The 12121-nt window shown below is 49.6% G+C and carries 7 protein-coding genes and 1 pseudogene; 2 read left to right on the plus strand and 6 right to left on the minus strand.

The genetic code is table 11. From position 1 onward, the window contains the following. Positions 1 to 106 precede the first annotated feature (106 nt). A complete protein-coding gene (gene leuS / locus LAJLEIBI_RS11860; protein WP_006442311.1) occupies positions 107 to 2530 on the minus strand; it encodes a leucine--tRNA ligase in 2424 nt (807 codons plus the stop codon). 171 nt (positions 2531 to 2701) lie between these two features. Here leuS and LAJLEIBI_RS11865 point away from each other — a divergent pair, with 171 nt between their 5' ends. Together LAJLEIBI_RS11865 and LAJLEIBI_RS11870 are read left to right on the plus strand one after the other, a co-directional pair. Then, complete coding sequence (locus tag LAJLEIBI_RS11865; protein WP_006442312.1) at positions 2702 to 3124, plus strand: hypothetical protein; 423 nt, start codon at positions 2702 to 2704, stop codon at positions 3122 to 3124. A 107-nt stretch (positions 3125 to 3231) separates the two neighbouring features. Next, positions 3232 to 4404, plus strand: coding sequence for a CapA family protein (locus LAJLEIBI_RS11870; protein ID WP_006442313.1), 1173 nt, complete (start codon positions 3232 to 3234; stop codon positions 4402 to 4404). Positions 4405 to 4468: 64 nt separating this feature from the next. Here LAJLEIBI_RS11870 and LAJLEIBI_RS11875 read toward each other — a convergent pair whose 3' ends face one another. The 5 genes and pseudogenes from LAJLEIBI_RS11875 to LAJLEIBI_RS11895 all read right to left on the minus strand — a co-directional run bounded on the left by LAJLEIBI_RS11875 (position 4469) and on the right by LAJLEIBI_RS11895 (position 12066). Next, positions 4469 to 5401: an AEC family transporter gene (locus LAJLEIBI_RS11875; RefSeq protein WP_006442314.1), complete on the minus strand. Its 933-nt coding sequence runs from the start codon at positions 5399 to 5401 to the stop codon at positions 4469 to 4471. After that, a complete protein-coding gene (locus LAJLEIBI_RS11880; protein WP_006442315.1) occupies positions 5401 to 7032 on the minus strand; it encodes a hypothetical protein in 1632 nt (543 codons plus the stop codon). Before LAJLEIBI_RS11880 ends, LAJLEIBI_RS11875 begins: the two co-directional genes overlap by 1 nt. 28 nt (positions 7033 to 7060) lie before the next feature. Then, a pseudogene (locus LAJLEIBI_RS11885) lies at positions 7061 to 8505 on the minus strand (TrkH family potassium uptake protein). 18 nt (positions 8506 to 8523) lie between these two features. Further along, positions 8524 to 9882 (minus strand): Trk system potassium transporter TrkA, encoded by a 1359-nt coding sequence (trkA, locus tag LAJLEIBI_RS11890; RefSeq protein ID WP_006442317.1) that lies wholly within the window; start codon positions 9880 to 9882, stop codon positions 8524 to 8526. A 105-nt stretch (positions 9883 to 9987) separates the two neighbouring features. Further along, positions 9988 to 12066 (minus strand): elongation factor G, encoded by a 2079-nt coding sequence (locus LAJLEIBI_RS11895; protein ID WP_006442318.1) that lies wholly within the window; start codon positions 12064 to 12066, stop codon positions 9988 to 9990. Positions 12067 to 12121 lie beyond the last annotated feature (55 nt).

The raw sequence follows: 12121 nt of genomic DNA on the forward strand, positions 1-12121 counted from the left end.
TACAGAAACTTCTGCCTCATCCAATACATTATCAAAACAGCGCAGACCGTACTCTCTACCGCCTGCGCTGTGTATTTTTCACTTATATTCTGTAGTGATGGGCCCTTTATTTCTGCACGATGTTTATGATCTTCTTCGGCACATAGATCTCTTTGACAACCGTCCCCGTCAGCTTGTCGGCCACAGCTTCCCTTCCGGCCGCGATGGCGTCCTCCTTGGACACATCCGCCGGTACGGTGACTACCGCCCTTGTCTTGCCGTTGATCTGAACCGGAACTTCCACTTCATCATCTTTCATGGCATTCACATCATATGACGGCCATCCGGCGTTAAATACACTGCCTTCATGTCCGAGCTGCTCCCAGAGCTCCTCGCCCATATGAGGCGCGAACGGAGAGAGAAGCACTGCAAGTGTTGAAAGCGTCTCTTTGTCTATCCCGCCTTCTCTCTTGGCGATCTCGATCAGCTTGTTATTGTGTTCCATAAATCCGGATATTACCGTATTCAGGCTGAAGCTGTCCAGACGTGTCGTGATATCGTACACCATTTTATTGCGGACTTTGATCATTTCCTTTGTCGCTTTGATATCTTTGTCTTTGCTCTCCATCACAAGATTCCATGCCCGCTTCAGGAAACGGTTTACACCGTCAATACCGCGGTCATCCCACTCTGCGTCCAGCTCCGGGGGGCCGACGAAGAGTTCGTACATCCTCAGAGAGTCGCATCCGTAGTCTCTCACCAGATCGTCCGGAGAGACTACGTTTCCTTTTGATTTGCTCATCTTAATACCGTTCTTACCGGTGATCATCCCCTGGTTGAACAGCTTCTTAAACGGCTCGTCAAAATCTACCGCCCCGATGTCACAGAGGAACTTTGTGTAAAAACGGGAGTACAGAAGGTGAAGCACCGCATGCTCCACACCGCCGATATACATATCTACCGGAAGCATCTCATCTGCTTTTTCCCTCGATACGAGCGCTTCGCTGTTGTGGTTGTCCACATAACGGAGGAAATACCAGGAAGATCCTGCCCACTGAGGCATCGTGTTTGTCTCTCTTTTGGCCGGCTTTTTGCACACCGGACACGTACAGTTCACCCACTCCTCAATTCCGGCCAGCGGTGACTCTCCTGTTCCTGTCGGCTCATAGGACTCTACGTCCGGCAGTGTCAGCGGAAGTTCTTCCTCAGGCACCGGGACCGCCCCGCATTCCGGACAATGTATGATCGGGATCGGCTCTCCCCAGTAACGCTGGCGTGAGAACACCCAGTCCCTGAGCTTGTAATTTACCGTCGCCTTGCCGATCCCCCGCTCTTCGATAACGTGGGGCGCTTCCTTTTTCAGCACAGCAGATTCCATACCGTTCCACTCCCCGGAATTGATCATCGTTCCGTTTGCTTCTGTGTATGCCTCTGTCATATTTTCTATTTCTTTTCCGTCTTTTGCAATGACCTGCACGATCGGGATACCGAATTTCTTTGCGAACTCAAAGTCACGGTCGTCATGGGCCGGAACACACATGATTGCGCCGGTACCGTAATCTGCAAGTACATAGTCGGACAGCCAGATCGGCGTCTTCTCTCCGTTGAGAGGATTGACTGCATAGCTTCCGGTAAATACACCGGTCTTTTCCTTGTCCTGCATACGGTCTACGTTGGACTTCATGGAAGCGTCATAAATATATTTTTCAACTGCCTCTTTTGTCTCAGGAGTGGCCAGACTTGCCGCAAGCTCATGCTCCGGCGCAAGTACCATGAATGTTGCGCCGTACAATGTATCCGGTCTCGTCGTGTAGACTGTGATCTTTTCCTCTCTTCCTTCTACCGGGAAGTCGACTTCCGCGCCATATGATTTGCCGATCCAGTCGGCCTGCATCTTCTTCACTTTTTCCGGCCAGTCGAGCTTGTCCAGATCGTTGAGCAGACGCTCTGCATAGGCGGTGATCTTCAGCATCCACTGGCGCAGGTTCTTCTTCGTCACCTCGGTGCCGCAGCGCTCGCATTTACCGTTGACAACCTCTTCATTTGCCAGGCCTGTCTTACAGGAAGGACACCAGTTGATAGGGAATTCCTTCTCATACGCAAGGCCTTCCTTGAACATTTTCACAAATATCCACTGCGTCCACTTATAGAATTCCGGGTCTGTCGTATTCACTTCCATGTCCCAGTCGTACAGCGCCGCGATCTCATTGATCTGACGTTTGATATTCTCTACGTTCTCCGCTGTGGATCTGGCAGGGTGCACTCCCATCTTGATGGCATAGTTCTCAGCCGGAAGACCGAAAGCATCCCACCCCATCGGATGGACAATATAATACCCCTGCAGTAATTTATATCTGCTCCAGACGTCAGAAATCACATATCCTCTCCAGTGTCCCACATGAAGCCCGTTTCCCGACGGATATGGGAACATGTCCAGACAGTAATATTTCTGGCGTTTTCCATTCTCATCTTCTTTGACGTTCACCGGATTCTCCTCCCAGCGTCCGCGCCATTTCTTCTCTATTGCCTTATGATTATAAGGTGTGCTCATGGTTTATTCCTCCTATTTTAACACTATTTCTAATTGTACCACATGCGTTTTTTGTGTCAAGTTATTCCCTTCAATTTATTTCACTTTTCTGGTTGTCTATCATGGAGAATTAATGTATAATAAAAGACAAGAAAATACGTATGTCAAATACATAAAAAAGGAGTGTTTCCCATGGTAAATTTATTGATTGGCCCTAAAGGCAGCGGAAAGACACAGCAGATGATCGAACAGGCTAACAGCCAGGTGAAAGTCTGCAATGGCAATGTAGTATTTATTAAAAAGACACATCGTGATACGGCAAGTGTGGCGTTTGATATCCGCACGATCTGTATGGATGACTTTAAATCAATCGAAAATATTGATGAGTACATCGGATTTTTATATGGCATGTATAGTTCCAACCACGACATTGAATGTGTATTTATCGACGGGCTTTTGAAGCATGCCGATATCTCACTGGAAAATGTGCCGGAATTTATTGAGAGACTGAAAAAGGTTTCCAGGGAATGCGAAATTGAATTTTACGTAAGTCTCAGCGCTACAAAGGATGAACTGTCCGGAATAGACATGGCGGACTGTACGTTATTGAATTGATCTATTGAACCGTTCGTGTTCAGTATATATATTTATCTGTAACTACATAGTGAGGGAATGCAGGGCAGTTCAGAATTGAACTGCCCCTTTTACAAGAGAAAAAGATTATGAGTGGGATCAAAGACGCAAAACGAAAAAGGGACAGGCGCCGGAAGCAGAGAAAGCTCCGGCTGATGCTTGGCGCTCTCCTCGCCGTCATATTATGTATCGCAGTTGCCGCCGGCATAAAAAGTATCGTTGCAAAAGACAAGCCTGACAGCGGAAAAAAGACGGCAAAGACAGAGACAAAGAAAGAAAAACCTGACACGTCCAAAGTAGAGGTCAAAAATATTGTCATCCATACAAAAAAAGGGGAAAAGGACACAAAAAAATCGACGTCCATCACGGTCAGTTCCATCGGTGACTGCACACTCGGAACAGATGTGAACTTCAATCCCGACACAAGCCTGAACGCTTATTACATTGCCCGGGGCGCCGACTATTTCTTCCAGAATGTACGGCCCATTCTGGAGGCTGATGATCTCTCCATCGTCAACATGGAAGGTACTCTTACCACGGAAGATCAGCGCGAAGAAAAGACGTATGCCTTCAAGGGACCGCCCGAATACGCAGCCATCCTGTCCGGCAGCTCTGTGGAGGCGGCCAACCTTGCCAACAACCACAGCCGCGACTACGGCGAGAAAAGCTACACGGACACGGTCACGGCACTGGAAGACGCAGGCGTTGCCACCTTCGGTTACGAGAAGGTGGATATCCTCGAGATCAAAGGGGTAAAGGTGGGACTGACCGGTATATACGAACTGGCGGAACATATGGAAAAGAAACAGCAGGTGAAGGAAAATATCGCCGCCCTCAAAGAAGCCGGCGCACAGCTGATCATCGTCAATTTTCACTGGGGCATCGAGCGGGAATACGTCCCGAACGACACGCAGAAAGCGCTGGCGCGCCTCGCCGTCGACGAAGGCGCCGATCTCGTTATCGGACACCACCCGCATGTTCTCCAGGGCGTGGAAAAGTATAAAGGACGGTACATCGCCTACAGCCTCGGCAACTTCTGTTTCGGAGGCAACTCCAACCCGGAGGACAAAGATACGATGATATTCCAGCAGACATTCACCATCACGAAGGACGGCGTAAAGAAAGACGATAACATCAACATGATACCGTGCTCACTGTCGTCGGCAGGCGGATACAACGACTACTGTCCGGTTCCGCTGGAAGGTGCAGAAAAAGACAGAGTATTAAATAAGATCGACGAATATAGTCAGGCAATAGATTGAATTTTGAAAGGGGTCAGACCCCTGCTATGGCAGGGGGTCTGACCCCTTTCAAAATTCTTACCAATTATACTAAAAATTCGTACAATAATGTCATGGCCGGCATCGTTACAATACAGAATATGATGGACATTACATTTATGACGCTTGCATACATTGCGTCTTTATTGTATATCTGCGCCAGCTGCGTCACCATGGCAGCGGCCGGCGCAGAACCTGCCAGCAGCACAACGAGCAGTATGTACTCCGCGTCTTTATGAAGCCCCTGCATTCCCGCAAAGCAGAATACTGCGATGAATATGAGCGGAAAAGCGATGAGCCTGATAAAGCAGATAAAATAAGGTCTCTTCTGTCTGAATACCCACTTCAAGTCTATGTTTCCGATGATCATTCCGATGACGAGCATGCTGGCCGGTCCTATCATATCCGCGAACCCGCCGATACAGTCCCGGATCGGAACGGGAAGACGCACGCCCCCGGCAAAAAGAAGCACGCCGATGAATATGGCTATGATATTCGGGTTCAGAAGTATCTTCTTATAATTCTTCTGCGGCTCGCGGTCAATCACTCCGATCCCGTGCGTCCAGAGCAGCAGTGTCTGCACGACCATGTACGCGGTCGAGTAAAATACCCACTCCTGTCCGAGCACGGAAGAGACGAGCGGGACGATAAGATTTCCGGAATTGGAATAGATGACCGACATCTTCTCTATCGGATTCAGATTCAGCGGCTTCTGCACGAGCCTCGTCCCTCCGACAAGAAGGACATGTATAATAACAGCTCCTGCCGCCGCCAGCAGGAGCCCCATGATCTTATCTTTTGTCAGTGTTATCTGAAAGGAATTCACTACAACGCAGGGGGAACAGACATATACGACTATATTGGACAGGACCTTGCTGTCCTTTGACTCAAACAAACCTGATTTCACCAGCACATAGCCTGCCGCCATCATAAGGAACAGAGCCACGATCTGTTCTGCCAACAATATACTAAGTTCCATTATTCCTCCGTTTTCGTATCAGCCGCTGCCTTGCCTTCCGTAAGAGACATCACCGTGTTGGCTTTCTCTCCCTGTTTATATTCGATGGTGACTTCCTGCCCCACATCGTATTTGACGATATCGATGAAATCAACCACGGACACGTCGAAAATTTCATCCGAGCCTTCCAGCATGACATAGTAATGCGATGAACCATCGATAACCGCCTGCGCGATCTTCGTGATCTTGCCGGTGGCCGTCATCACCTCTCTCGTATCCTTCTCCACCTCTTTCACACCGTTGCTCAGCAGCAGATCGAGATAATTCTCCTCACACTGGCTTACGCTGTCGCCGATCGCCACGATCTGGTACTTCTGTACATTGACCATGGCATACTTCTTTACAAGCCCCGCATCGTCCTTCAGCGCCATAAAATAGGTCGGCTCATCCGCGATATTCAGAAGCAGCGGGAATGTGGCTGTGTATTTGAGGTTCTGTACCTGTCCCTCTGCCGAGGACATGGCCGACGTCTCCGTCGCGCCTTCCACCTTGTAATATTTCGTCTCCATCGTCCGCTGGTTGGAAAGCACAAATCCGACATTGGACTGGTCGCCGTTCACAGACGTGACGCCCGTGTACATCCAGACATCATCATCCAGCGCCAGATAATTATATCCGTCGGTCGTCTTCAGACAGTCTTTCTGCCCGAGCACGCTGTTAAAGAACCCATGCTTCAAAGTTCCGTAATAATCAAACAAGTCAACGAGCAGGTCCGCGGAATACGCGCGGTCGACCCACTGCGGGACATCCTCTATCTTATATTCCTCCGTCTCGCCTGTGACCGCGTTGCAGAGCACCACTTTGCCCACTGTCTCGCCGCCGAACAGGCCGATATTAAATTTCTTTACAGGAGCGATCCAGTACGGCGTCCCCTCCTCGTCTATCTCAAAGCTCAGATCATCATAGATGTACGTCGGATGGGCAAATCTGAGATGACGGTATATATTCCGGTTGAAATGCTCACTCGTCGTGTACTTTATCCCTTCCTCCAGCTTGACAAGCTCAGTCGTCTGAGTAGCCATATTGATGCGGATGTAAGCCGGTATTCCGTTTGAACGGTTCGTAAACCACTTGATAAGACTTGCATACTTGAGCGGTGTCACGCGCACCGGATTGCCTTTGTAGTTGATCTGGCTGTAGATCTCATCCGCCTCAAACTGGGAGACCATGTCCACCATACTTCCCATCTTCCTGTCGCCGAGAAGTTCTGCCGTATCCTTATCAAGCAGCGGGATCTTGTCAAATGACAGTTCCTCCACATCCTCCGTAAACTCTCCTTCTTCCACCTTCATAAGCTTCTGGTACTTCTTGGCGTTTACGATCGGCGAGGACAGCAGCGCCCCTATAAGATAGATCACGCCCACACCCAGAACAAGGACTCCGAGCGTCTTCATCACTTTATTCTGCTTCAGTTCTCCTCTTCCAAGCTTCTTGCGCACCGCATACAGTACAGCCGCAGCTGCCAGCAGAAACAGTACAAAGAACCATACATCCGATGAATGAATGTTGATAGCCGGCAAAGAGACATAATAGTAAAGGCCCGCTGCCAGTATGATGATAATTGCCACAATAAGTTTCCTAGACTTTTTCATAAACTTCTCCTTCTCTTGATTCCCTCCGTCAGAACTTTCTCCTCCACGCCGACAGTGTAAACAGCATGAGGAACGGGAATATCTCAAGTCTTCCCGCCAGCATGTCAAAACAGAACACTATTTTGGACAGTGGCGAAAACTCCGCAAAGTTGCCCACCGGACCCACATCGCCGATACCAGGTCCGATATTATTCAGCGTGGCCATGACCGAACTGAACGTAGTTCCAAAATCCAGATTGTCAATGGACACAAGCAGTATGGAGCCCACGACAATTCCCATATACGCAAGCAGGTAGATATATACGACGCGGAGCACATCCGGACCGATCTTCCTGCCGTTGACTTTGATAAGGTTCACAGACTTCGGATGCAGCATCTGCTTTATCTCCCGCTTGATGCTCTTTATGATGATCATGAACCGGGACACTTTGATACCGCCTCCGGTAGAGGAGGCACAGGCGCCGATGATCATGAGCAGTATCAGTATGCACTGCGACAGCATCGGCCATCCGTTGTAATCTGCCGTCGCGTATCCGGTCGTCGTAATGATAGAGGCCACCTGGAAGGAAGCATAGCGGAACGCCTGCAAAGGATTCGGAAACTGGCCGCTGATGTTCAGTGTGATGACCGCGACCGCACCAGCGATAATTCCGAGATACACCCTGAGCTCTTCATTCTTCCAGACTGATTTCGCCTCGCCGAGCAGAAGGAGGAAATACAGGTTAAAGTTGATGCCAAACAGTATCATAAAGACTGTGATGACACCGTCAATATAGGCACTGTCAAAATGTCCCACACTGGCCCCGTAATTGGAGAACCCTCCCGTGCCGGCCGTGCCGAAAGCGTGGATCAGGCCGTCAAACAGATTCATTCCGCCAAATAAAAGAAGAATGACTTCGATAAGCGTAAGTCCCAGATACATGGCGTATAAAATACGGGCCGTCGACATCATCTTCGGTACAAGCTTATCCTTCTCAGGACCCGGAACTTCGGCACGCATAAGGTACATCGTATTTTTTTGTCCAGACTCGTGAGCACCATGACAAAAACGAGCACGCCCATACCGCCGACCCAGTGCGTAAAGCTCCGCCAGAAAAGCATGCACTGCGGAAGTTCCTCTATGTTCTGAAGGATAGAAGAACCTGTCGTCGTAAAACCAGACACTGTCTCAAAGACCGCATCGAGATAATAAGGGATACTTCCGGACAGTGTAAAAGGCAGTGCTCCGAACAGTGACCAGAGAATCCAGGCGCTGGCAACGATTATCATGCCCTCTTTCCCGTATATCGTACGGTTCTGGGGCTTACGCTTCCCCGCGATGAAATAAATGACAAGCAGGACCGCTGATACCGGCAGAAAACAAAGAGCCTCTTTCTCTCCGTAGACAGCGCCCACCAGTGCCGGCAGGAGCAGAAGGGCCGCTTCCACTCCGAGCATCTTGGCCAATATATAACGTATCATTTTTGTATTCATAACTTTTCTTTAGACTCCCTATGCAAGTATATCGCTCAAATCATTGATGACATGTTCTTTTGTAATGATGATCACACTGTCTCCGACTTCCAGATGGTCTTCCCCGCCCGGAATGATGATCTTCCGGTTGCGCCCGATGCAGGCGATAAGGTTATTCGGCTTTGTAGGCAGGTCTTTCAGCGGTATATTTATATAATCGCCTTCTTTTTTGATGATAAACTCCTGCGCTTCTACCTTTCCGTTGATAAGCCGGTACATCGTCTCCATGTTCACGCTTCTGGCCGAATTGTTTCTCGCTCTCACATACCCGAGTATAGCGTCCGCGGTTGCGCTCTTGGCGGAAATGATACTGTCTATTCCAAGACCTTCCACCATCTGTGCCCTCGTATCCTCGTTTACCTTGGCCACGATCTTGTTGACGCCCTGCGTCTTGGCAAACAGCGCCATAATGATATTTTCTTCGTCCATCCCGGTCAGCGCGACAACGGCGTCCGCGCTCTGGATCCCTTCTTCGAGAAGCAGTTCATGGCTTGCGGCATCTCCGTGGATTATGGTCGCCCGCGGAAGGTTCTCACAGAGCACCTCGCATCTCTTCTCATTCTGTTCTATGATCTTAACCTGCATGCCGGCCTGCAGCAGCTGTCCAGTTAGATAAAAACATACGTGGCCGCCCCCGCAGATCAGCACCTTCCTCACCTTTGTCGTCTTACGGCCAAGCGCGCAGAAAAAGGACTTCAGCTCCTGGTGGGCCGCCGCGATGTGCAGCTTGTCTCCCCGCTCAAGCACAAAGTCTCCGTCCGGTATATAGACTTCTGACCCCCGTTTTACCGCGCATACGAGAATTTTGATCTGATATTTCTGATAGATCTCAGCAAGTGACAGCCCGATAAGATGACTCTCTTCACGGACCGGAAATTCAACCAGCTCGACTCTCCCCTTCATAAATGTCTCTACCTTGCTCGTCTCCGGGAAAAGCAGCACCCTCGCTATCTCGTTCGCCGCCGCCAGCTCCGGGTTGACAGCCATGCTCAGATGCAGATCCTCCTTCAGCAGATCTATCTGCCGGTAATAGACAGGGTTTCTTACCCTCGCTATCGTATGTTTCGCTCCGAGTCTTTTCGCCAGCAGACAGCTGAGCATATTGAGCTCATCTGTGGACGCACAGGCAATGACAAGGTCAGCGTGGGGCACGTCGGCCTGTTTCTGAATCTCTACATCAGCGCCATTTCCAGTTATACAGAAAATATCCAGCTGGTTGAGCGCCTCCTTTAACTTTCCTTCATTCTGGTCAATGAGCACAATGTCGTAATTCTCTTCAGATAACTGAGCGGTCAGTTTATGGCCGACTTTTCCGTCACCTATGATCACAATTTTCATTTTCTATTCCTCATATATATTCTCTATTGTTTTCAATATAGCATAGAGATTATAGCACTTTTGTTTTAAGAAAAAAAGCCCTTAAGGGCTTTTCTTCTATAATTATTATTCGCTGTCAGCAGCTCTCTTGGCAACTTCAGCTTCCTGAATGTCAGAAGGAGCCTGTTCATAGCGGCTGAATTCATATTCGTACGTGCCTCTTCCCCCTGTCATGGAGCGGAGAACTGTACAATAACCGAACAGTCCCGTCATCGGGATATCGGCCTCGATCACCTGGAAACCTCCGGCCGTCGGATTCATGCCGAGCACACGTCCGCGGCGCTTGTTCAGATCTCCCATGACGTCACCGGTGTAATCGTCAGGAACGGTCACCTTCAGGGACGCGATCGGCTCAAGCAGAACCGGGGCCGCCTCCATGAAACCTTTCTTGAATGCCTGTACTGTGGCCGTCTTGAACGCCATCTCCGAAGAATCGACCGGATGATAAGAGCCGTCATAGAGCGTGGCCTTTACGCCCACTACCGGATAACCTGCCAGAGGACCCTTTACTACTGAATCCTGAAGTCCCTTTTCCACTGCCGGGAAGTAGTTCTTCGGCACAGCGCCGCCCACTACCGTCTCCGCAAATACGAACGGCGTCTCCAGATCTCCCGACGGTTCAAACGTCATCTTCACGTGGCCGTACTGTCCGTGTCCTCCGGACTGCTTCTTATATTTTGTATCAACGTCAGATTTTTTCTTGATCGTCTCGCGGAAGGCTACCTTCGGAGTGTCAAGGCTGATCTCACATTTATATCTTGCCGCAAGCTTGCTCGCTGCAATGTCGAGATGCTGGTCGCCCATGCCGTAGAGCAGCGTCTGTCTGTTCTCACTGTCGTTGACAGCCTTCAGTGTGACGTCCTCGGCCATCATCTTCTGGAGCGCCTGGGACACTTTGTCCTCGTCTCCTTTGTTCTTGCATATGTATTTCATATAAGTGTACGGCTTGGAATATTCTGTCCTTCCGTACAGTACGGGCGTTCCCTTGGCGGAGAGCGTATCTCCCGTCTTCGTGCTGGAAAGCTTGGCGATCGCGCCGATGTCGCCTGCGAACATCTCCGATACCTCCACCGGCTTGTTTCCGACCATCGTATAGATCTTTCCAAGTTTCTCTTCTGTATCTGAATCTGCGTTATAAAGTATATCTTCGCCCTTGAGCACGCCGGAGCACACTTTTATGAAAGAATACTTTCCGATAAACGGGTCTACCATCGTCTTGAACACATAAGCAGACTTTGCTTTTGAAAATTCGTAGTTTGCCTCGAATATCTCATTTGTCTTACGGTTGATCCCCGCACATTCTCTGTTGTCGGGACTCGGGAAAAATCTCACGATATCGGACAACAGATTTGCCACGCCCTGCGCCTGAATGTTGGAGCCCATGGACACCGGAACGATGCTGCCGTCCATGACCTCGGTCCTCATGGCCGCACGGATCTCCTCCACTGAGAATTCTTCTCCCGCAAAATAACGCTCCATAAACTCGTCGCTCGTCTCTGCAACGGCCTCCAGAAGCTTTTCCCTGTAGATCTCAAGGTTCGGTCTGCAGTAATCCGGGATCTCGCATTCTTCGCGCTCTCCGATTCCTGTATAACGCCTCCCCGCATTTTTAATAACATTGACATACCCGACCAGCTTTTCATTTTCACGGATCGGCTGAAAATGCGGCGCGATCACTTTGCCGTACTTGTCGGTGAGTTCCTGCACCACCTCACGGAAGCTGGCGTCGTCTACGTCCATCTCCGTGACATATACCATACGCGGAAGATTATATTTGTCGCACAGCTGCCATGCCTTTTCCGTTCCGACCTGCACGCCCGCTTTTCCGGACACTACGATGACCGCCGCGTCGGCCGCGCTTACCGCCTCTTCCACTTCTCCCACGAAGTCAAAGTATCCCGGTGTGTCAAGCACATTGATCTTGGCTTTCTCCCACTCGATGGGCACTAAGGTTGTACTAATTGAGAATTTACGTTTTTGTTCTTCTTTATCAAAATCACTAATCGTGTTGGCATCTGATATCTTTCCCATCCGATTTGTTGCTCCTGATACATAAGCCATAGCCTCTGTAAGGCTCGTCTTTCCGCTTCCTCCGTGTCCTAAAAGGACTACGTTTCTAATCTCATCCGTTCTGTAAACCTTCATAATTCGCTGCCTCCTTATATTGGTAAAATCTCATGTATATATTGTACTAAAACTT

Source organism: [Clostridium] hylemonae DSM 15053 (assembly GCF_008281175.1).
GTDB lineage: Bacteria > Bacillota > Clostridia > Lachnospirales > Lachnospiraceae > Extibacter > Extibacter hylemonae.

Bases quoted from the DNA above. Each gene is read 5' to 3' on its own strand.
- LAJLEIBI_RS11870 (WP_006442313.1), top strand. From the start codon at position 3,232: ATGAGTGGGATCAAAGACGCAAAACGAAAAAGGGACAGGCGCCGGAAG.
- LAJLEIBI_RS11865 (WP_006442312.1), top strand. From the start codon at position 2,702: ATGGTAAATTTATTGATTGGCCCTAAAGGCAGCGGAAAGACACAGCAG.
- LAJLEIBI_RS11895 (WP_006442318.1), bottom strand. From the start codon at position 12,066: ATGAAGGTTTACAGAACGGATGAGATTAGAAACGTAGTCCTTTTAGGA.
- leuS (WP_006442311.1), bottom strand. From the start codon at position 2,530: ATGAGCACACCTTATAATCATAAGGCAATAGAGAAGAAATGGCGCGGA.
- LAJLEIBI_RS11875 (WP_006442314.1), bottom strand. From the start codon at position 5,401: ATGGAACTTAGTATATTGTTGGCAGAACAGATCGTGGCTCTGTTCCTT.
- LAJLEIBI_RS11880 (WP_006442315.1), bottom strand. From the start codon at position 7,032: ATGAAAAAGTCTAGGAAACTTATTGTGGCAATTATCATCATACTGGCA.
- trkA (WP_006442317.1), bottom strand. From the start codon at position 9,882: ATGAAAATTGTGATCATAGGTGACGGAAAAGTCGGCCATAAACTGACC.